The organism is Hyphobacterium sp. (assembly GCF_965217055.1).
Taxonomy (GTDB): Bacteria; Pseudomonadota; Alphaproteobacteria; order Caulobacterales; family Maricaulaceae; genus Hyphobacterium.
This window is the reverse complement of sequence record NZ_OZ244227.1, coordinates 1,593,482-1,613,763: the sequence shown is the minus strand read 5'-3', so window position 1 is coordinate 1,613,763 and position 20,282 is coordinate 1,593,482. Positions and strand designations below refer to the sequence as shown.

The 20,282-nt window shown below is 64.4% G+C and carries 24 protein-coding genes; 16 read left to right on the top strand and 8 right to left on the bottom strand.

The window, feature by feature from the left end; translation table 11 throughout:
- The first annotated feature begins 3 nt into the window (after nt 1-3).
- On the top strand, nt 4-309 hold the full coding sequence (locus ACOOFN_RS08150; protein WP_420430600.1) for a hypothetical protein: 306 nt from the start codon (nt 4-6) through the stop codon (nt 307-309).
- On the opposite strand, the gene ACOOFN_RS08145 is transcribed toward ACOOFN_RS08150, so the two are convergent.
- Together ACOOFN_RS08145 and ACOOFN_RS08140 are read right to left on the bottom strand one after the other, a co-directional pair.
- A complete protein-coding gene (locus ACOOFN_RS08145; RefSeq protein WP_420430598.1) occupies nt 306-1,307 on the bottom strand; it encodes a peptidase M14 in 1,002 nt (333 codons plus the stop codon). The two genes, ACOOFN_RS08150 and ACOOFN_RS08145, sit on opposite strands and share 4 nt — an antisense overlap.
- Entirely contained in the window at nt 1,295-2,719 is a 1,425-nt protein-coding gene (locus ACOOFN_RS08140) for a glutamate--cysteine ligase (RefSeq protein WP_420430596.1), read from the bottom strand. Before ACOOFN_RS08140 ends, ACOOFN_RS08145 begins: the two co-directional genes overlap by 13 nt.
- Nucleotides 2,720-2,851: 132 nt before the next feature.
- Between ACOOFN_RS08140 and ACOOFN_RS08135 the strand changes: the two genes are divergently transcribed.
- The 10 genes from ACOOFN_RS08135 (at nt 2,852) to ACOOFN_RS08090 (ending at nt 11,905) form a co-directional block, all read left to right on the top strand.
- Nucleotides 2,852-3,205 carry a PadR family transcriptional regulator gene (locus ACOOFN_RS08135; RefSeq protein WP_420430594.1) on the top strand — a complete coding sequence of 118 codons (354 nt, stop codon included), beginning with the start codon at nt 2,852-2,854 and terminating at the stop codon, nt 3,203-3,205.
- Nucleotides 3,198-3,755 (top strand): HAAS signaling domain-containing protein, encoded by a 558-nt coding sequence (locus ACOOFN_RS08130; RefSeq protein WP_420430592.1) that lies wholly within the window; start codon nt 3,198-3,200, stop codon nt 3,753-3,755. The genes ACOOFN_RS08135 and ACOOFN_RS08130 overlap by 8 nt, the downstream gene beginning before the upstream one ends.
- Before the next feature lie 176 nt (nt 3,756-3,931).
- On the top strand, nt 3,932-5,452 hold the full coding sequence (gene ffh / locus ACOOFN_RS08125) for a signal recognition particle protein (RefSeq protein WP_420430590.1): 1,521 nt from the start codon (nt 3,932-3,934) through the stop codon (nt 5,450-5,452).
- Between the two features lie 40 nt (nt 5,453-5,492).
- Entirely contained in the window at nt 5,493-5,996 is a 504-nt protein-coding gene (rpsP, locus tag ACOOFN_RS08120; RefSeq protein WP_420430588.1) for a 30S ribosomal protein S16, read from the top strand.
- A gap of 147 nt (nt 5,997-6,143) precedes the next feature.
- Entirely contained in the window at nt 6,144-6,674 is a 531-nt protein-coding gene (gene rimM / locus ACOOFN_RS08115; RefSeq protein ID WP_420430586.1) for a ribosome maturation factor RimM, read from the top strand.
- Between the two features lie 47 nt (nt 6,675-6,721).
- Nucleotides 6,722-7,432, top strand: coding sequence for a tRNA (guanosine(37)-N1)-methyltransferase TrmD (gene trmD / locus ACOOFN_RS08110; RefSeq protein WP_420430584.1), 711 nt, complete (start codon nt 6,722-6,724; stop codon nt 7,430-7,432).
- Nucleotides 7,429-7,827 (top strand): 50S ribosomal protein L19, encoded by a 399-nt coding sequence (gene rplS, locus ACOOFN_RS08105; RefSeq protein ID WP_420430582.1) that lies wholly within the window; start codon nt 7,429-7,431, stop codon nt 7,825-7,827. Before trmD ends, rplS begins: the two co-directional genes overlap by 4 nt.
- 186 nt (nt 7,828-8,013) lie before the next feature.
- On the top strand, nt 8,014-8,730 hold the full coding sequence (locus ACOOFN_RS08100) for an NAD-dependent deacylase (protein ID WP_420430580.1): 717 nt from the start codon (nt 8,014-8,016) through the stop codon (nt 8,728-8,730).
- Entirely contained in the window at nt 8,727-10,328 is a 1,602-nt protein-coding gene (locus ACOOFN_RS08095; protein WP_420430578.1) for a sulfotransferase, read from the top strand. Before ACOOFN_RS08100 ends, ACOOFN_RS08095 begins: the two co-directional genes overlap by 4 nt.
- Nucleotides 10,325-11,905, top strand: coding sequence for a sulfotransferase (locus ACOOFN_RS08090; RefSeq protein ID WP_420430576.1), 1,581 nt, complete (start codon nt 10,325-10,327; stop codon nt 11,903-11,905). The genes ACOOFN_RS08095 and ACOOFN_RS08090 overlap by 4 nt, the downstream gene beginning before the upstream one ends.
- On the opposite strand, the gene arsC is transcribed toward ACOOFN_RS08090, so the two are convergent.
- Both arsC and ACOOFN_RS08080 read right to left on the bottom strand, forming a co-directional pair.
- On the bottom strand, nt 11,900-12,247 hold the full coding sequence (gene arsC / locus ACOOFN_RS08085; protein ID WP_420430574.1) for an arsenate reductase (glutaredoxin): 348 nt from the start codon (nt 12,245-12,247) through the stop codon (nt 11,900-11,902). The genes ACOOFN_RS08090 and arsC overlap by 6 nt on opposite strands.
- Nucleotides 12,244-13,089: an HpcH/HpaI aldolase/citrate lyase family protein gene (locus tag ACOOFN_RS08080; protein WP_420430572.1), complete on the bottom strand. Its 846-nt coding sequence runs from the start codon at nt 13,087-13,089 to the stop codon at nt 12,244-12,246. Before ACOOFN_RS08080 ends, arsC begins: the two co-directional genes overlap by 4 nt.
- A 23-nt stretch (nt 13,090-13,112) precedes the next feature.
- Here ACOOFN_RS08080 and ACOOFN_RS08075 point away from each other — a divergent pair, with 23 nt between their 5' ends.
- Nucleotides 13,113-14,663 carry a DUF429 domain-containing protein gene (locus ACOOFN_RS08075; RefSeq protein WP_420430570.1) on the top strand — a complete coding sequence of 517 codons (1,551 nt, stop codon included), beginning with the start codon at nt 13,113-13,115 and terminating at the stop codon, nt 14,661-14,663.
- Nucleotides 14,664-14,694: 31 nt separating this feature from the next.
- Nucleotides 14,695-15,828 (top strand): serine hydrolase domain-containing protein, encoded by a 1,134-nt coding sequence (locus tag ACOOFN_RS08070; RefSeq protein WP_420430568.1) that lies wholly within the window; start codon nt 14,695-14,697, stop codon nt 15,826-15,828.
- A gap of 117 nt (nt 15,829-15,945) precedes the next feature.
- Here the strand turns inward: ACOOFN_RS08070 and ACOOFN_RS08065 are convergent, their stop codons facing one another.
- The 3 genes from ACOOFN_RS08065 to ACOOFN_RS08055 form a co-directional block, all read right to left on the bottom strand.
- Nucleotides 15,946-16,902, bottom strand: a complete 957-nt coding sequence (locus ACOOFN_RS08065) for an alpha/beta fold hydrolase (protein WP_420430566.1) — start codon at nt 16,900-16,902, stop codon at nt 15,946-15,948.
- Entirely contained in the window at nt 16,899-17,789 is an 891-nt protein-coding gene (rarD, locus tag ACOOFN_RS08060) for an EamA family transporter RarD (protein WP_420430564.1), read from the bottom strand. The genes ACOOFN_RS08065 and rarD overlap by 4 nt, the downstream gene beginning before the upstream one ends.
- A 99-nt stretch (nt 17,790-17,888) precedes the next feature.
- Entirely contained in the window at nt 17,889-18,905 is a 1,017-nt protein-coding gene (locus ACOOFN_RS08055; protein WP_420430562.1) for an aspartate-semialdehyde dehydrogenase, read from the bottom strand.
- Between the two features lie 198 nt (nt 18,906-19,103).
- On the opposite strand from ACOOFN_RS08055, the gene ACOOFN_RS08050 reads away from it, so the two are divergent.
- Both ACOOFN_RS08050 and ACOOFN_RS08045 read left to right on the top strand, forming a co-directional pair.
- Nucleotides 19,104-19,274, top strand: a complete 171-nt coding sequence (locus ACOOFN_RS08050; RefSeq protein WP_420430560.1) for a hypothetical protein — start codon at nt 19,104-19,106, stop codon at nt 19,272-19,274.
- A 53-nt stretch (nt 19,275-19,327) separates the two neighbouring features.
- Nucleotides 19,328-19,483 (top strand): hypothetical protein, encoded by a 156-nt coding sequence (locus tag ACOOFN_RS08045; RefSeq protein ID WP_420430558.1) that lies wholly within the window; start codon nt 19,328-19,330, stop codon nt 19,481-19,483.
- Here the strand turns inward: ACOOFN_RS08045 and ACOOFN_RS08040 are convergent.
- The gene (locus ACOOFN_RS08040) at nt 19,441-19,806 is read right to left on the bottom strand and encodes a hypothetical protein (protein WP_420430556.1); all 366 of its coding nucleotides are present in this window, start codon (nt 19,804-19,806) and stop codon (nt 19,441-19,443) included. The two genes, ACOOFN_RS08045 and ACOOFN_RS08040, sit on opposite strands and share 43 nt — an antisense overlap.
- Nucleotides 19,807-20,032: 226 nt before the next feature.
- Between ACOOFN_RS08040 and ACOOFN_RS08035 the strand changes: the two genes are divergently transcribed.
- A complete protein-coding gene (locus ACOOFN_RS08035; protein WP_420435037.1) occupies nt 20,033-20,248 on the top strand; it encodes a cold-shock protein in 216 nt (71 codons plus the stop codon).
- Nucleotides 20,249-20,282: the final 34 nt, after the last annotated feature.

Below are 20,282 nucleotides of genomic sequence, written 5' to 3'. Positions count from 1 at the left end.
ACCATGCTCATTCTCCGACTTCTTGTCGCGCTCGGCGGCCTCGCCCTCGGCGCTCTGATCTGGATCGCCGTCTCGCAGGGCGATTTCGGCGCGGCTGGCGGCTGGCTCGTCTCCGACCCCTGGGGCCAGGTCACGCTCCTCGACCTCTATCTCGGCTTCTTCTTCACCGCTGTCGTCATCGCCCTGTTCGAACGGCGCTGGTGGCGCGCGGCGATCTGGATCGCGCCGCTTCCTGTGCTCGGCAATATCTGGGCGGCGGTCTGGTTCGTCTTCGCCATGCCGGGCCTGGCGCGCCGGCTGCGCGCCTAGGCCTTCTCCATCAGATAGCCGAGGCAATCCGCGCGGATCGCGGCCTCGTTAACGGTCAGCATCGCGGGCGTGAAGTCCCGCGTCAGCAAGAGCCGGTCGCCCTCGCGTCGAAATACGTCCGTGGTCACATCCCGGCCCTGGTCGTCGCGGACCCGGATGACATCGCCGCCATTCAGAACGCGTGCGAAGGTGGAGCCCGCCGGCCGGTCGAAGAAATTCCATTTCTCGAGGCTGGCCGGCAGTTCGACATCGCCGTCCGCGCCATGCTCGAACACGATCCTGGCTTCCGGCGAAATCTCGATCCGGCCCGTGACCGTGTAGAGGTCGAGTTCGAGATCGGCCGCCCCGCGCCAATGGTCGAGATGCAATGCATCGAGCACCAGGTTGAAGGCCGCTGTTTCATTGGCCGCGACGCCGGATTGGCCACATTCGGCAGTGATCGCCGGACAGAAGTCCGAGAACGCTTCCGACAGCGTCCCTGGCGGATTGCGCGTCAACATCGCATGCGCCGCAAACAGGCTGGTCAGCTGCAAATCCGGCGCCCGCTCCTTGTGCACCAGTGCGTAAAGCGGATTGGCGCCGGTATTGTTGTGTAGATCGATCGCGGCAAAGGGCTTCGCCGCCCGCGCAATCTCGAGCACCTGTTGCGCCAGCGCATGCTCGGGCGTCTCGCCGCCGGTCCAGATCCGGTTGTAGTCCGGCCGTCCCGGAACCATTCGGCTCTGCAATTCCGCCGCCCGGACATTGCCAATGAGGATCAGCATGGAGCGCGGCAGGGGATGATGCGCCATCCAGGCCTGCAGCTTCTTCAGCGCTTCCCAGCCGACGGTTTCATTGCCGTGCTCCATCACCGCCAGGAAGAGCGGGTCCGGGTGCCGCCCCTCGAGCGAGATCAGCGTGCTTTCCGGGAACACTGTGCGCACGTCCCTGGCCGCGGTCCGCGCGATAGCGGCCGGAGTGTGGTCCAGCCGGTCAAGCCGAAGCTCTATATCCGCCATGTGTGTACAGGCCGCCCTTTCTGCTGGCGCTCATAATAGGCGGCGACAAGGCCCTGGAAATCCCGTCCGTGGCAATTAATCCAGTTGCGCTGCCAGGCCGCCCCGTTGAGCCCGGACATGGCGCGCCCGCGGATCGGCTCGAGCACGGCTGCCGCTTCGCGCTCCGGCACACCGGCGGCCGCGAGCCCGCTGCAGGCCTGGTCGGCCAGCCGGTCATGGATCATCCGCTGGACATCTTGCGGCGCGTCATCGCCCCACGAAATCCGCGCGCCCAGCCCGCGCCGGGCGCAGGCATAGAAATTGTCGCGCGCCGTACCGAAATCCATCGCCGCCTCTGGCGGCGTATCGAGGCCCGCCAGATAGCGCGTCAGACCGATGAAGAAAGCGGCATTGGCGACCATGTCGGCCGCCGTCGGCCCGGCCGGCGTGACCCGGTTCTCGATGCGCAGATGCGGCGTGCCATGGCAGTCACCGCCGAGGATCGGCCGGTTCCAGCGCCACAGCGTGCCGTTCTGCAGCTTGAAATGACGCAGCCGCTCCGGCTCGGCCTCTTCAATGATCGGCAGCAGCGCCTCATGCCCGTCGAGATTTTCCAGGAACAGTTCGAGGAAGCTTTCGCGCAGCCAGTTCGCTCCGAAAGTGACGCGGCCGACGCGGGTGCCGTCACGGCCCCGGAAACTGTCCATGCCGATCGCCTGCTCGAAGGCCGGAATGCGGGTCTCTTCCCACAGCCGCCGGCCGTAGAGAAAGGGCGAGTTGGCGGAAACCGCGACCACCGGGGCGGCAGCGATCTGGGCGGCATTGTACATCCGGGCCTCCTCGCCCGGATTGACGGTCATATGGGTTTGCAGCGAGGTGCACGCCGCTTCCAGCATCAGATGGCTCTGCGCCAGTTCGAGCCCCTCGCGGCGGGAAATGTCGACCCTGGTCGGCTTGCCGCGCAGCTCCATGACCCGCTCGTTGAGCGCGCGATAGCGGTTCGACGGCGTCATCGTGTCCAGCGACAGCATGTCCTGGATCAGGGTTGGCGGCATACCGATCATCAACGGCTTCAGCGCAAGCGTATCGGCCGCCTCTGCGCATCTCGCCCACAGCGCCTCGATCTGCTGCTTCAGTTTGGGCAGGCCGCCGGGCAATGGGTGCGGATCGAGATTGAGCTCGAAGTTGAACTGCGCCAGCTCGTGCGTGGCGAGCGGCTCGTCGAGCTTTTTCAGGAAAGCGTCATTCTCCGGCGCCGGCAGCCAGTTGTCGTCGACCAGCCAGGCCTCGACCTCGGCGCCGCCCATGGGCGTGTCGAAGGTTTCGAACCGCTTGTCCTTGTACAGGCCCGTAACCAGGCGCGTCTCGGCACGCAGGCGCTTTGTGAAGTCCTGCGCGTCAACATATTCGCGGCTGGCGATTTCCTGCCCCATAAGTGCCTCCCGATCCCGACCGTATCCGGAACCCACCAAGGCGGACAGGCGGCAGGGTGCCGCAATCAGATCAGCTATTGTGTTTTGCACTGTAGACCGCTATTGTGTGTCACACATTAGCGGAGACTGACCGTGAAGCAAGGCGTCAAAAACGAGACCAGCGCCCAGTGGCGCCGCGGCGTTCTGGAGATGTGCGTTCTGCGGCTTCTGAGCGATGCGCCGGACTATGGCTACGAGATCGTGGTCCGCTTGAGCCGGCTGGGAACGCTCGCGGCGGGGGAGAATACGATCTACCCGATCCTGCGGCGGCTGAAGAAGGATGGCGTTGTCACGACCTTCGAGCGGGCCTCTCCCAACGGTCCTCCCCGCCAGTATTACAGGCTTACAGAAGCCGGTATGGCCCGGCTTGCCACGCTGAAATCCGAGTGGCGCGAACTTGCGCGGGCCGTGGAAGCCTGCCTCGAAGATGGAGACCCTCATGACTGATACCAGTTCCAAGATCGAAGCCTATCTCGGAAATTTCCGCAAAGCGTTGGGCGCGTTTGATTATGATGACCGAGAGGGTCTGACCGGCGATGTCCGCGAGCATATCGAGGAGGCGGTAGCTTCCGGCCAATCTGCTGACGCCGTCCTGCGCGCGCTGGGACCGGCGCACACGCTGGCCAAGGCCTATGCAATCGAGCTGGAACTCTCCGGGCGCGGCGAACGGGCAGCCGGCTGGTTCACCCAGGCGGCGCGGGTCTTCGGCTATCTGGCGGTGGGCAGCATTCTCACGCTGACCATCGGCGTTGCGCTCGCCTCTTTCGGCTTCGCCTTGACACTGTCCGGCGTGGCCATGCTGGTGATCGGCATGACCGAAGCCGTCGGCGTCCATTTGCCGGGTGTGCAGATGAATGGTGTGGAGCCCGTTTATGTGATCGCAGCCGCCCCGATCGTGTTCATTCTTGGCGTTCTGTCGCTCTGGGGCCTCCATGGATATTGCCGATGGCTGATCAGGGAGCTGCGCAATCTCATTCCGGTCCGCCTGGTCGCCTGACCTTTCTTGACTTTTCGCGGAGAGCCGCGTAATTCCCGCCGCTCACACACGCAAGCAGGGATGCTTGCCTTGACCGGTGCGACGACACCGGCGAGGTCCCGCGGTCGGCGAAGTCTCGCTCACCGGGGTGGTAATGCCTATGTCTGCGTGTGAGCAGAATTGGAGACGGCGAACACATGTTCGACGCACTGACAGAACGGCTTTCTGGGGTTTTCGACGCACTCACCGGACGCGGCGCCCTTAGCGAGAAGGACGTCGATGCCGCGCTGCGCGAGATCCGCGTCGCGCTGCTCGAGGCCGACGTTGCCCTGCCCGTGGTCAAGGACTTCGTGAAGAAGGTCCGCGAGCGCGCTGTCGGCGAGGATGTCATCCGCGCCGTCGCGCCCGGCCAGCAAGTCATCAAGATCGTCCATGACGAGCTGGTGGAATTGCTGGGTGGCGAGGCCGAGCCCGAAGGCCTGTCGCTGGCCGGCGAGCCGCCCATCGTTATCCTCATGGCCGGTCTGCAGGGCTCCGGTAAAACCACCACGTCCGCCAAGCTGGCGCGCCGCATCCAGACGCGCGAGAAGAAAAAGGTCCTCCTCGCCTCGCTCGATACGCGCCGCCCGGCAGCGATGGAACAGCTCGAGCAGATGGCAGAGCAGGCCGAAGCCGGCTTCCTGCCCATCGTCAAGGGCCAGGGCGCCGTCGACATTGCCAGGCGCGCGCTGCAGGCGGGCCGCCTGCAGGGTTATGACGTCATCATCCTGGATACCGCCGGCCGGACCTCGATCGACGAGGATTTGATGGCCGAGGCGAAAGCGATCTCGGACGCGGCCAATCCGCGCGAGACGCTGCTTGTCGCCGATGCGCTCACCGGTCAGGACGCCGTCGAGACCGCGCGCCGCTTCCATGAACGCCTGCCGCTGACCGGCCTTGTCCTCACCCGGATGGATGGCGATGGCCGCGGCGGCGCCGCACTGTCCATGCGCCATGTCACCGGCCTGCCGGTCAAGTTCGTCGGCGTGTCGGAAAAAGTCGACGGGCTCGACGCCTTCGATGCCAAGCGCATGGCCGGCCGCATCCTCGGCCGGGGCGACATTGTCGCGCTCGTCGAGAAGGCCGCAGAGGACGTTGACCAGGAAAAGGCCGAACGCCTCGCCCGCAAGATGGCGAAGGGCAAGTTCGACATGGACGATCTGCGCGACCAGTTGCAGCAGCTGCAGAAGATGGGCGGGCTCGGCGGCATCATGGGTCTGCTGCCCGGCATGAACAAGAAAATGCAGGCACAGGCCGCGGCCGCCGGCATGGATGACGGCCTGGTGAAGAAACAGGTCGCCATCATCTCATCGATGACCCGGCAGGAACGCAAGAAGCCCGAACTGATCAAGGCCTCGCGCCGCAAGCGGATTGCCGCTGGCGCCGGCGTCGGCGTGCCCGAGGTCAACAAGCTCCTGAAAATGCACCGCCAGATGGCGGACATGATGAAGAAGGTCGGCAAGAAGGGCCCCAAGGGCATCATGTCCGGCTTCACGCCGCCTGGAGGCGCAGGCGGTCCCGATCCGGCGCTGATCGAGCGCATGAAGGGGGCCACGTCAGGCGGCCTGCCCGGATTGCCCGGTAGCGACAAGAAGGACGAAGCCGGCGGTCTGCCCGGGCTCGGCGGTGCGCCGCAGCTTGGTCCGGACGGCCTGCCGATCGGCTTTGGCAAGAAATAACCCAAGAACAGCAATCATCTAACATCCAAGGAAAACCAATATGTCCCTGAAAATCCGTCTCTCCCGTGGTGGCTCGAAAAAGCGCCCCTACTACCGCATCGTCATCGCCGATTCACGCATGCCGCGCGATGGCCGTTTCATCGAGAAGGTCGGCTCCTACAACCCGATGCTGCCGAAAGATGCCGAGCGCGTGAAGCTCGACCTCGACAAGATCAAGGAATGGTATGGCAAGGGTGCCCGCCCGACCGACCGCGTCGCACGCTTCCTGCACGAAGCTGATGGCGAGACCTTCAAGTGGGAACACGGCAACAACCCGCAAAAAGCCAAGCCGGGTGCCAAGGCCCAGGAACGCCTGGCCGAGAAGGCCGAGAAGGAAGCCGAGATGAAGGCGGCGGAAGAAGAAGCCAAGGCAGCTGCCGAAGCTCCGGCTGAAGAAGAAGCCCCGGCGGAAGAGGCAGCCGCTGAAGAGGCACCGGCTGAAGAAGCGGCAGCCGAAGAGGCTTCGGCCGAAGACGCTGCGGAAGACGAAAAGAAAGAAGGCTAGGGCTGGCTCCCTCGCCCGCTCTAAGCTTTCCCCTCCCCCTTTGTGGGGAGGGGTAGGGGTGGGGGCCGTCTGCTGGTCACCCCACCCCGCCGATCCTGAGGGATCGTCGACCCTCCCCATCGAGGGGAGGGGATGGGTCTCCGCCTCATGACAGACAAACTCATCACCATTGCCCGCATCAAGGGCGCGCACGGCGTGAAGGGCGAGGCCCGAGTCCAGCCCTTCACGGCCGAGCCGGAGGCGTGCTTCACTTACGGTCCCTTCCTCGACAAGGACGGAAAACCCTTCCTGACACCGGCCAAGTGGCGGCGCCAGAAGGACGAGTTCGTCGTCACTTTCCGCGAGACACTGACCCGCGAGGAGGTCGCGGCCTTGCGCGGGCGCGAATTGCTCGCCCCCCGCGCTGCCCTGCCCGACCCCGATCCGGACGAGTTTTACATCACCGATCTGATCGGCCTGACCGCCCTTTCGACCGACGGTGAAGCCGCCGGCCGTGTCGCCGCGGTCCAGAATTTCGGCGCCGGCGACCTGCTGGAAATCGACGGTCCCGACGGGCGCTTTTACCTGCCCTTCACGCGTGAAGCCGTACCGGCGGTCGATATCGCCGCCGGGCGCATCACCATCGATCCGCCGGTCGCCGACGAGGCTCCCGACGAACCTTCAAAGGACCGCAAATAGGTCCCCGACTCGCCAAGGCGCATCCCGCCTGCTAAACGCCGCCTCCCATGTTTGCCGCTAGCGTGCTCACCCTCTTCCCGGACGCCTTTCCGGGGCCCTTGGGCGTGTCCCTGATCGGGACTGCGCAAAAGAAGGGTTTATGGGCGCTAGAAACGGTGGACATCCGGAAATTTTCCCGTCATAAGCACGCCTCCGTTGACGACACGCCTGCTGGCGGCGGGGCCGGAATGGTCTTGCGCCCGGATGTGGCGGCGGCGGCAATTGATGCGGTGACCGCCTCTTCTGAAGAGGAACGGCCGCTGATTTACATGACGCCCCGGGGCCGTCCGCTCACCCAATCCCGCGTCAGGGAATGGGCTGCCGGGCCCGGTCTTGTCGTGTTCTGTGGGCGTTTTGAAGGGCTCGACGAACGGGTCATCAAGGCGCGCAAGCTGGAGGAGGTCAGTGTCGGTGACGCTGTCCTTGCCGGCGGAGAAGCGGCCGCCATATGCCTCATCGAGGCGTGTGTGCGCCTGATCCCCGGGGTGCTGGGGGATCCGGCTTCGGCCGAGGAAGAAAGTTTCGAGGGCGATCTCCTCGAATATCCTCACTACACGCGTCCGCGTGAATGGGAGGGTGAGGAGATCCCGGAAGTGCTGTTATCCGGCGATCATGGGGCGATAGCCCGGTGGCGCCGGGAAATGGCGGAGAAGACGACGCAGGAACGCCGTCCGGATCTGTGGGAGCGCCACGTCCGCCGGCAAGGAGAAGACCGATGAACCTCATCGAGAAGATTGAAAAAGCCGAAGCCAGCCGTGTCCTTGGCGACAAGTCTCACCCGGATTTCGACCAGGGCGATACGCTCAAGGTCCACGTCCGGATCAAGGAAGGCGAACGCGAGCGGATCCAGGTGTTCGAAGGCGTCTGCCTCGGTCGCTCCGGTGCCGGACTGCAGGAAAGCTTCACAGTCCGCAAGATCTCCTTCGGTGAAGGGGTCGAACGCGTCTTCCCGCTGTTCTCGCCGAACGTCGAGAAAGTGGAAGTCGTGCGCCGCGGCAATGTCCGCCGCGCCAAGCTGTATTATCTGCGCGGCCGCCGCGGCAAATCTGCCCGGATCGCCGAGCGCACCTCCGGACGCGGCATGGAAAACGGCCGCGCCAAGAAAACTGACTAGGTTTTCCAGCGCCTTTTCAGTTCGAAGAAGCCCGCCAGCGATGGCGGGCTTTTTTGTTGCCTGCTCACCTCATGGTGAGGCGCCCGGCAGCTTGTGCCCGCGAAAGCGGGCAAGCCGGGCCTCGAACCCGCACCAGGCTGCCCTCCCCTGTTGGCGGGCTGGCAGCGAGACGGCACAGTACACGTCATGACGCCTTCGCTTCTCATCCTCACCGGCTCCGGCATATCGGCCGAATCCGGGCTGGGCACGTTTCGCGACACGGATGGCATCTGGGCGAAATTCGACTGGCAGCGGCTGGCGACACCGGACGGGTTTCGCGAGGACCCCGCCGAGGTGCATGCCTTCTACAATGCGCGCCGCCGCGGCCTGATGGAGGCGGAGCCGAACCCCGCCCACAAGGCTTTGGCGACCCTGGAGGCGGCGTGGGTACGCTCCGGCGGCAATTTCACCCTCGTCACCCAGAATATCGATGATTTGCACGAGCGCGCCGGTTCGGAGCGCCTGATCCACATGCATGGCGAGCTGCTGCAGTCGCGCTGTGGCGCCTGCAGTGACCTGCAGGCGTGCCGCGATGACTTGTCGATCACGATGAGCTGCCGCGCCTGTGGCCGCGAAGGGCAGCTGCGACCGAACGTTGTCTGGTTCGGCGAGATGCCGATCGGCGTGGACGAGATCTTCTCCATCCTGCCCAGTGTGACCCATTTTGCCGCCGTTGGCACGTCCGGCGCGGTGTGGCCGGCGGCGGGCTTCGCCGAAGAAGCCGGCCGTGCGGGCGCGACGACCTGGGAATTGTCGCTTGAAGCCGGTGAGAGCGGACATGTTTTCACGCATGCGGTCTATGGCAAGGCGACCGAAACCGTACCGGCCTGGTGCGACCGTATCCTGTCGGAAACATTTGCATGAGCGCGCTGCTGCAACAGGCGCAGGTCGCGCTAAATGCCGGCAATGCCGAGGCGGCCCTGCAGGCTGCGCAAGCCGCCGTGAGAGCCAATCCGAACGATGCCAATGCGCATTACCTGTCAGCAGTCGCCTTGCGAATGGCCGGTCGAGCCGGCGAGGCGCTGAAGATACTCGACATCCTCAATCAGCGCCTGCCTGGCCAGCCCGATCTCATCAACATGGCCGGGCTGTGCCGTCGCGACATGGGTGACCGTGTCGGTGCGCAGCGCGATTTCGAGCGGGTCACTAAACTGCGGCCGGATCACGCCCCGGCCATCGGAAACCTGGCAACGCTTCTGGCAGGTCCGGCACCGGAGCAGGCAATTCCCCAGTTTGAAAAGCTCGCCGCGCTCCAACCGCAAAACCCCGAACCGTTGGCGCTGGCCGCCGCGCTCTGTGTCCGGATGCGGGAGTTTGAGGTGGCGCGGGATTTTGCTGCGCGCGCGTCATCGATCGCGCCCGACGCCTGGCTGGTGCGCTCCGCGCAGGCGGCAATCGCATTGGCAGAGGACGACGCCACCACCGCACGCACGCTCCTCGAGCCGGTCATGGCGTCAGCAAAAGGCGCTCCGGCGCAATTGGCCACCGCCTGGGGCCGGCTGGCGGATGCTTGCCACAAGCTGGAAGACCCTGAAGCGGCATTCGCAGCCTGGACTGCAGCCAACGACATTCAGCGCGCTGCCTCGAGCGAGCGCTTTGCAGACTATGACGGCCCACGCTCACTGGCGTCGGCTGAGCGGTTAGCGCATTGGTTCGATAACCATGATCCAGAACCCGTTGACGCCTCTGCGCTGACCGGGCCCGCGCCGGTCTTCCAGGTCGGCTTCCCGCGCTCGGGCACGACCTTGCTCGAGCAGATGCTCGATGCACATCCCGACATCGAGACCCTCGAGGAACAGGACGCGATCGGACCGGCGATCAAGGCGGTTGGCGACCGCCCGGAAACGCTGGCCCGGCTGGGTACGCTGACAGCTGACGAGATCAACGCCATTCGCGCCGCCTATTGGCAGCAGGCGCGTCCACAGGGGCCGCCGCCGGAAAGCCGCGTCTTTGTCGACAAATACCCGATGAACCTGGTCTGGCTCGGGCCGTTGATGCGGATCTTCCCGGACGCGAAAATCGTGCTCTGCCTGCGCGATCCCCGTGATTGCGTACTGTCCGCCTTCCAGCAACGCTTTGCGGTGAATCCGGAAATGTACCGCACGCTCAAGATCGATGACTGCGCCCGCCTCTATGATGCCGCAATGCGCGCCGGCGAGGCGGCGTTGGCCTCCAAACACGCCGCCCCGGTCCATACGGTACGCTATGAAGACCTGATTGCGGACTGGCGCGGCGTCATCACGCCGTTGCTCGAATTCCTCGGACCGGGCTGGCATGACGATGTGGCAGCGTATCGCGAGCACGCACAGCGCAAGCGCATCAAGACTCCTTCGGCGCCGCAGGTCGTCAAACCGCTCTATACCGGTGCAATCGGCAAATGGTCCGCCTATCGATTCGCTCTCGAACCGGCCCTGCCCGTCCTGTCGCCCTGGATCGAGAAACACGGATACGAAGCCTCATGACCTCCGATCTGAAATCCGGTTTTGCCGCGCTCCAGACCGGCCAGGCGCAACGCGCCCTGGAGATCGCCCGATCCCTCGGCGACGATCCGAATGCGCGTTATCTCGAAGGCCTCGCCTTGCGCGCGCTTGGCGACAGCGAAGCGGCATTCGACCTGTTCGCGGCGCTGTCGGCAGCCCACGAGCACATCGCGGATTTTGCCAATATGGAGGGCTTGTGCGCAGGCGATCTCGATCGCCTCGACGCCGCCCGCGCCGCGTTTGACCGGGCACTTGCCGCCCATCCGCAATTCGTCAATGCCCCCTTCAATCTCGGCCGCATCCTGGCCAATGCGGGCGAGCTCAAAGCGGCCGCCGACGCTTACCGCACAGCGCTCGAGATCAAACCGGACCATCTACCCAGCCTGCGTAATCTCTCGCATGTGCTCGAGCTTGCCCACGAAGCGGACGCGGCTGAAGAAGCGGCGGACAGCGCGCTGAAACTCGCCGCTGGGGATGCGTTGGCGCTGGCCGTAAAAGCGGCCGCGATGATCCGGCGCGGAGCTCATCACGACGCCGCCGACCTGATCCGCAAGCGTCTTTCGCCCAATGCACCGGCGACAAATGCCGCGCTGGCGTTGGGCAGGGCCGGCGAAGCGCTGGAGAAGGCGGGCGATTACGAGGCGGCTTTTTCCGCTTTCTCGGCAGCCAATCAGAAGCTCAAGAGCCAGTACGCTGGCACTTATGCCAACATCACCAATGGCTTCGCCCTGGAACGCGTGAAGAAGCTGTCGCAATGGCCGGGCCTGCCAATTGATGCGGACTCCGGCTGCGAGATGCCGGCGCCCGTGTTTCTTGTCGGATTCCCGCGTTCGGGCACGACGCTGGTCGAGAATGTGCTCGCCGCACATCCCGGCATTGTCACCAGCGACGAAGCGCAATTGTCCGCGCCGCTGATCGAGGCGGCAGGCGACACGCTGGATGACTGGCGGCAATTTATTGAATCGATGCCGGAAAGCCGCGCCAGTTTGCGCCGCACCTATTGGCAGGGCTGGCCGGGCGGTGTGCCTGAAAACAACGTGTTCATCGACAAGCTGCCCTTGAATCTCGCCTATGCCGGATTGCTCGCAGCGGTCTTCCCGGACGCGAAATTCATCCTCGCCCTGCGCGATCCGCGCGATTGTGTGCTGTCGGCCTACAAGCAACGTTTCGGAATGAATGCGGCGATGTTCCGCATGCTCACCATGCCGGGTGCGGCGGCCTATTATGATGCCGCCATGCGGGTAGGGACCGCAGCGCTCGACCGCGTGCCGGAAGCGCAGCGGATCGAGATCCGATACGAGGACTGCGTGGCGGATCTCGAAGCCGAGGCGCGCCGTCTCGTCAGATTCCTGGATCTCGACTGGTCGGATGACGTCATGGCCTATCGCGAGCAGGCGAAAACCCGCGCGATCTCCACGCCGTCCGCCTCGCAAGTGGTTCAGCCCATCTATGAAAGCGCCGCCGGACGGTGGCGGCACTATGATTTCGCGCTTGCTGCGGTGCGGCCGATCCTCGATCCATGGGCACAGCGCTGGGGCTATGACGAGCGCGGCCTATAAAACGTCCAACACTTTCTCCGGCGGGCGGCCCAGCGCGGCGCGTTCGCCATGGATGACCACCGGGCGTTCGATCAGCTTGGGATGCGAGGCCATCGCGGCGAGCAGCTTGTCCTCGTCGCTTTCGTCCTTGAGACCCAGCGACTTGTAGTCCGCCTCCTTCGTCCGCATCCAGGCACGGGCCGTGTCGAAGCCCAGCTTGCCGAGAACGGTTTTCAGTTCATCAATGCTCGGCGTGTCTTTCAGATAATCGCGGATCTCGGGTTCGATTCCCTTTTGGCGCAACAGCGCCAGCGTCTCGCGCGATTTTGTGCAGCGCGGATTGTGCCACATCACAAGGTTCATGTCTCTTCCTCTGCTTGCTTGAGTATCGCTTCCGCCTCGGCGAGATGAAGCCGCTCCGCCATCGTGCCCTCGAACGGGATCGCCCCCTTCCCGGCGTTTTCAGGCAGGGCAAAGGCGGCCACCAGACGCCGGGCGCGATCGAGTTCTTCCACCGAAGGACCAAACGCAGCATTTGCCCCGGACACCTGCGAGGGATGGATCAGCGTCTTGCCGGCGAAGCCGAGTGATTTGCCCGCCGCGGCTTCGTCAGCAAAGCCGTCGGCATCCTTGTAGGCATTGTAGACGCCATCGAGCGGCATCAACCCGTAACCACGTGCTGCCGCCACGATCAGCGCCAGATGCGGAACCAGCGCGGCCCGCCCCGTCGTCTTCATCGCCTTGGCGAGATCATTCGTCCCGGCGACAAGACCGGCCACGCCAAGATCAGCGGCCGCTTCGCCGATCTCGCGCAGCTGAAACAGCGCGCCCGGCGTTTCAATCATGGCCCAGAGCGGCGGTCCGTCGCGCATCAGACGACGCGCCGCCTGTAAGTCATCGACCCGCTCGACCTTGGGCAGCACGATTGCATCGGCAGCGCGCGCAGCAGCGATGTCATCGGCTTCGAGCCCGCTGCCCATCGCATTGACACGCACCGCCCGGACAGCGCCACAATCCGCCCACGATGACAACGCTCCCGAGACGCGCGAGCGCGCTTCGGCCTTCTCTTTCGGACCGGCAGCGTCCTCGAGGTCGAGGATCAGCATATCGGCCTTGAGGCCGGTCGCCTTCTCGATCGCACGCGGTCGCGAACCGGGTACGAACAGGGCGGAGCGGGTCGGTCGAATCGGAATTGAACGGGCCATGGTCGCGGCTATAACATGAGCAAATGCCAAAAGTACTGGTCCTGTCATCACATGTGGCCTCAAGCCGGGTCGGTGGGAAAGTCGCCGTCACGATCCTCGAAAACGCCGGGGTCGACACGGTCTTCTGCCCAACCGTGACCTTGGGGCGCCATCCGGGGCTTGGGGCGCCGGGCGGCGCGGCGGTCTCCGACGAAGCCTTCGCCGGCATGCTAGAGGGCGTCGAGGCGAATGGCGGATTCGAGCGCCTCGATGCGGTCCTCACCGGCTATTTCGCCACGCCGGGACAGGTAACGATCGCCGCCGAGACGATCCGCAAGGTGCGGACATTAAACGAAAAAGCGATTATCGCGGTCGATCCGATCATCGGCGATGACGGTCGCCTCTACGTCCCCGAGACGGTAGCGCGAGCCGTTCGGGATCACCTTCTGCCTCTGGCCGACTTCGTGACCCCCAACGCGTTCGAGCTCGGCTGGCTGACCCGTCTCGAGATCACCGATGCCGACGCCGCGCGCCGCGCCGTCCAGAAGCTGGGTAAGGCGGCCCTGGTCTCCTCAATTCCCGCTGGCGACGAAATCGGTGTGATGTACGAGGATTTCAGCGAAATGCGGCTGCGCACCCATCCGCGCTTTGACAAATCGCCCAAGGGCGCAGGCGATGTCCTGACCGCCGAATTCCTGCTCAACCGGATCGCCAGAGCCCCGACCGATGTCGCCCTGCACCATGCGGTTTTGATGGTCTACGACGCGATCCTGAAATCACGCGAATGGGATTACGGGCACTTGCCGCTACCACGGCAAAAGGCGGGTCCGATCCACCCCGATGCGACCATTGCCGGGCGCATGAAACAGCATCACCGCGTTGGCGAGAATGCCCGCTGGGTGCTGGGCCTCGATGGCTGCCGCGGCGGATGGATCGGCGTCTGGTACGATATTCACGGGCACGCCTCGCCGCACCACCAGTTTTTCACTCGCCTCGACCAGATCCTGATGGAAGCGATCCTGCCGGAAATCATCGCAATCGACATCCCGATCGGCCTCCCCGACATCGCGCGGCGCGGCGGCCGGGCCTGCGAGCGCGAGGCCCGCGCGCGCCTGAAAGGCAAGACCAGTTCGGTTTTCTCTGCGCCCAGCCGCAAGGCGCTCTCCGCGACAACCTACGAGAATGCCTGCCTGATCAATGCGTTCGATGACGGGCCCCGACTGTCCCAGCAATCCTTCCACCTGTTTCCGAAAATCCGCGAGGCCGACGCCTTCATGGCATCTTCGCTGGGACCGCGCGTCTACGAGACCCACCCGGAGCTGGCCTTCGCGGTGCTCGACCGCGGACCGATCCGCGAGAGCAAGCGAACGCCGGAAGGGCGCAAGGCGCGCCTCACCGCGCTGCGCAAGCTGGGCTTCCCGGTCTCCGTGATCGACCCGCATGCCTATCCGGTGTCGAAAGTCGCACCGGACGATCTGGTCGACGCCGCGATCTGCGCGGTCGTCGCGCAACGCATTGCCAATGGTCAGCACCTCACCCTGCCCGGCGATCCGCCGCAGGATGGCCATGGACTCACCATGGCAATCCACGCTTGATCGGACCGTGCGAAACCCTTAGCTCCACGCCATGACAGACACACCCGACATCAAGGGCTTCGTGAAGCCCGGCTTCGAGCCCGTCCGTGACGTCTTTGCCTCGCTTTGGGACGGCAGTGATGAAATCGGTGCCGCCTTCGCCATCGAGATCGACGGCGCGCGCATTATCGATCTCCATGCCGGATGGACCACGCAGAAGCGCGAGGCCGAATGGTCAAACGACACGATCGTTCCGGTCTTCTCGACCGGCAAGGCGATTACCGCGCTGGTCATGGGGTGGTTGAAAGATCAGGGACATTTCGCCTTCACCGACCGCGTCGCCGATCACTGGCCCGCCTTCGCGCAGTCCGGCAAGCAGGACGTGACCATCGCCCAGGCCCTGTCGCACCAGGCCGGACTGTCCGGCATTGCAGAGGAAATGCAGGCGGCCGACTGGTTTGACCGCGACCTCATCGAAGAAAAGCTCGCCGCCCAGGAACCGCTCTGGCCACTGGGCCAGGGCACCGGCTATCACCCGATCACCTTTGGGTTCATCGCCGACGCGATCGCGCGCCGCACCGATGGCCGTACCATCGGCGACGTGTTGAAGGACGAGATCACCGGGCCGCGCGGCCTCGATTTCTTCATCGGCACGCCGGAAGCAGAGCACGCCCGTATCGCCGAGCACAAGCTGCCACCGAAACCGCCCTTCCTGGGGAAAATGAACGAGATCAAGCAGCTCGCCTTCCTCAAGCCCTGGTCCAGCCCGGGCCGGCGCGGCGCTGACGAATGGCGCAAGGCCGAATTCCCCGCTGCCAACGGTCATGGCAATGCGGCCGCCATCGCCGCGCTGATGGGCGTCTTCGCCAATGACGGCCGGCTGGGCAGCGATCAGATCCTGTCATCCGAGACCGTCAGGGACATCATGACCGAACAGGTCGCGGGCGAAGATCGCGTCCTGCCCTTCGACCTGTCCTTCGGCATCGGCGTGATGCGCAATCGCGATAGCGGCCATTACGGGCCGGAACCGGAGACCGTCGGACATTACGGGCTGGGCGGCTCGTGCGGTTTTGCCGATCCGGTGCGCCACATCTCCGGCAGTTTCACGCCCAATCGGTTGCGCGAAGTGCTGGCTGGCGATCCGCGCGCGGTGAAGCTGATCGAGACCGTTTACGCGTGTTTGTGACCGCGTCCCTCGAGGCTCGCTCACGCTCGCACCTCGGGATGAGGTGTTGGTTCACTTGGAACACCAACTTGCCTCATGGTGAGGTGCCAGCCGAAGGCTGGCCTCGAACCACGCAGATTACCCGAACCGCCGCACCACCCATTCCTCGATGAACGCCGCGAGCTCGTCGGGACGCTCCCACATCGTCCAGTGGCCGCAGCCTTCGAGCACGTGCGATTCGAGATCCGAGCACAGCGCCGGCATCCATTGCATCAGCATGGGCGGCAGCATGAAATCAGCGTCCGCGGCGATCATCAGGCACGGCATGGACAGGCGATGATCCACCCCGCCCATGCGCTCCCAATTGCGGTCGAAATTGCGATAGACATGGGTCGGCGTCACCGCCCCGGTCCTGGCATACGCCTTCGCGTAAACCGCGCGATCTTCGGCGCCGACGACCAGCTCACTCTCCGTTCGGCCGCCATGGCTGGCGAAATTCTTGATGATATGGGTGACGCCGGGAAACAGCCGGTCGAGCAATTCCGGCGGCGGCGGCGCGGCAAAGATAAAATTGAAGAAGGCGTCTTCCTTGCCTTCGAAGGCCTGGCGGACGGTCTCCGGGTCCTGGAATTGAAGGATGTAATGATCCTCGCCGCCCATCGCCTTGAACGCCTCGGAAGGCGGCGTGGAGGGCCGCGGCAAATGCGGCGTGTTCACGCCGATGGCACCCAGGAAGCGCTCCGGCACAAGGCAGGCCGCCTGCCACATGATAATGCCGCCCCAATCATGCCCGCACCACACCGCCTTCTCGATGCCCAGCGTATCGAGAAGGCCGGTCAGATCGGCGGTCATCTCGTCAATGCCGTAAAGATCGGGATCGTCCGGCGCATCACTGTCGCCGAACCCCTTGAGATCGGGTGCGATGACGCGGAATCCGGCATTGACCAGATGGTCCCAGACCGGCTTCCAGGAATAGGACAGCTCGGGCCAGCCATGGACCAGCAGGAGCGGGATGCCGTCCTCCGGCCCGCCAAGCCGCACGGCGAGCTCGATATCATGGGATTTGAGGCGAACGGGATCTGGAAGCACTGTCATGCGGGGGCGGCCTTTCTGCGGCGGATCATCGAGACAGCAAAGCATGCCAGCCCCGCCCAGATAAAGCCGAATGTCACGGCATGCGCCGCCGAGAAGGGTTCGCCATAGGCGACGGCGACGGCAAATTGCAGGGTTGGTGCAATAAACTGCAACAGGCCGACGGTCGCAAAATGAAGACCGCGCGCGCCGATGATGAAGAGCAGGAGCGGCGCCACCGTCATCGGCCCGGACAGGATCAGCAGGACCGCCTGCCACGGCCCGTCGAGGAAATGCCCGCTTGCCGAGACTTCGATGAAGGACAGCGCGATCAGGGAGGGCAGGAAGAGGATCAGCGTCTCGACGAACAGGCCAACCCGCCCGTGGACCGCGATGGTCTTTCGGATATAGGCATAGATCGTGAACGAGCCGGCCAGCGCCAGCGCGATCAGCGGCAGCGTGCCGACGGTGAGAATCTGGTTGATCACGCCGATCGTCGCCAGTGTCACTGCGGCCGCGCGCCAGCGCCCGAAGCTCTCGCGGAAGACGAGGATGCCCACCGCCACATTCATCAGCGGATTGATGTAATAGCCGAGCGAGACTTCCAGCACGCGGTCGGTATTGACCGCAAAGATGAAGAGCCACCAATTCCCGGCGATCAGCACGCTGGACAGCAGCAGCAAACCCAGCGTTCGCGGCCGCGTCATCACCGACACCACCTGGCCCCAGCTGCGCGCCACCCAGATCACCAGCGCCAGCGTCGGCACCGACCACACCGCCCTGTGCAGCACGATCTCGGAAGCTGCAGCGAAACCGAGCAGCTTGTAGAAGATCGGCGACAGGCCCCAGATCGTGTAGCAGGCAATGGCCGCCAGCCCGGCGCGCGCCGGAGAGGTGGAAGATGTCGTCATGGCGGGCCGCCGTTCCAGAAGACGGTCATTTAGGCATGGCAAAGGCCCGCTGCGACCCGGTTATTGCGATGTGCCGGTCACAAATGCGTGCGGGGTGTTTCAGTCAATCAGCCCGCGATTGTTCAAGGTCTCCGCGATTTGAACCGCATTCAGTGCCGCCCCCTTGCGGAGATTGTCCGCAACGATCCACATCGCCAGCCCGTTCTCGACGCTCGGATCCTCGCGCACCCGGGACACGAAGACCGCAAATTCGCCCACGCTTTCAACAGGCGTGACGAACCCGTCGTCTTCTCGGTTGTCGACCAGCATCAGGCCCGGCGATTCGCGCAACAGATCGCGCGCATCCTTGGCGCTGACCGGCTTGTCGAACTCGACATGGGCGGCGATGCCATGGCCGACGAAGACCGGCACCCGCACGCAGGTCGCGGCGATACGAATTGCCGGGTCGAGGATCTTGCGCGTCTCGTCGACCATTTTCTGTTCTTCGGTGGTCACCCCGCCCTTGAGAAGATCGCCGATGCGCGGAATCACATTGAAGGCGATCTGCTTGGAGAACGCCTCCTTCTCGACCGGATCGTTGACGAATATGCCCCGCGTCTGCTTCCACAATTCGTCCATCGCCGCGTGGCCGGCCCCGGATACGGACTGGTAGGTCGAGACCGAAGCGCGGCGGATACCGGCGAGATCGTGCAATGGCTTGAAGGCGACCATCATCTGGATCGTCGAACAATTCGGATTGGCGACAATGCGCTTGGTCCTGGCCCCGTCTAGCGCGTCCGGATTGACCTCGGGCACCACCAGCGGCACGTCCTCATCCATCCGCCAGGCCGAGGAATTGTCGACCACCATCGCGCCGGCCGCCGCGATCTTCGGCGCCCATTCGCGCGACGCGTCGCCACCGGCCGACATCAGCACCAGATCGACTTTTGAATAATCGAACGTCGCGGCGTCCTTCACCTTCAGATCGCGGTCGCCATAGGACACTTCGACGCCCAGCGATTTGCGGGTGGCCAGCGCATGCATCTCGTCCGCCGGGAACAGGCGTTCATGCAGAATGGTCAGCATTTCCTTGCCGACCGCGCCCGTGGCGCCGAAAACCGCAACTTTCAATCCCATGACATTCTGCCTTTGCTTGGACCCGGTCGGGCCGGTCTATACCGTCCTGCCGCATATAGGGAGGGGGCAGGTGCGGTTTCCAGCCTGTCATGGCCAGCCAGCTGCCAACCGGCCGATCAATTTGCCGGAACCTTTCATGAGGCCCGGCCGTTTTCCTTTTACGGCAGGAATCCTGCCGATATCGCGGAGGCTGCCATCATGATCATGAATTTTCTTGTCGCGCTCGGGGCCTTCTTCCTGCTGTTTGTCGCCTTCATCGCGATCGCGGCGGCCGGAATGCGGCCGTTCAGAGATACGCGCAGTCGCCATCCGAGACCCGACGGCGCGCGCCAGAATCCCGGCTCCAGCGATCCCGTGGCGCCGAATTAGGCAGCGCCGAATCCCCCTACGCGCCGCCCTCGCGGCGGCCTAGTCCCATGGCCATGAATCTCTGGACCCTACTCGGACTGATCGTCAATGCGGCCATCATATTCGGCCTGCTGATCATCGAACCGCGGCCGCCGAAACGGCGCGGGCCGACCGCGCGCGGCAAGTTTCAGGGCAAGGGCGCGTTGTCGTCCGGCTCGTCCAGGGACTGACGCCGCGCACGCGCTGATTTCCACAACGCCCAGCCGGCATAGACAGCAATCGCGGCAATCGCCGCAATTTCCAGGATCGACCCGCCGAACAGAACCGGGCGCGTCATGCCGTCGAGGCTGGCAAGCGGTTGCAGCCAGCTGCCCTCCATCCGCCCGGAATCGAAACCGACAAACACAGCCAGACCGATGAGCACCGCTGCAACCAGACCGGCGAGGCGCATCATCGCAGCCGGTTGCAGGCCGTCGCGCGACTGCCGCCGCCGGCGATCCTGGGCCCGGTGATGGCGCTCGAGAAAGCCGCGGCGAGGGCGGTTGTCGCTCATCCAATTTCTCCATTTGCGCGAACGCGTCTTTTGGGGCATATAGCACGTGCACGGGCGGCCTGTTCAGGCCCGGCGGAAATACAAGACTGTTTTATTTGCATACCTGAGCCATCAGGCACTTAAGACTTCCGACTTTCCCCGATACAGCAAGTGCATGGTTCCCCGGGACGCCGGTGGAACACTTTGCGAATGTCGCGGACGCGCGGCGCTTCGAGGAAGGTCCTCTATCATGGCCACAGGTACGGTCAAATTTTTCAATCACTCCAAAGGCTTCGGCTTCATCACCCCGGACGAGGGCAGCGCGGACGTATTCGTGCACATCTCGGCCGTCAACGCGTCGGGCCTGCCGGGTCTGGAAGATGGCCAGAAGGTCACTTTCGACACCGAGCCGGACAAGCGCGGCAAGGGTCCGAAGGCTGTGAACCTGCAATACGCAGAGTAGTCACGACCCGTCTTTGACGAGGATGCGGCCGCCG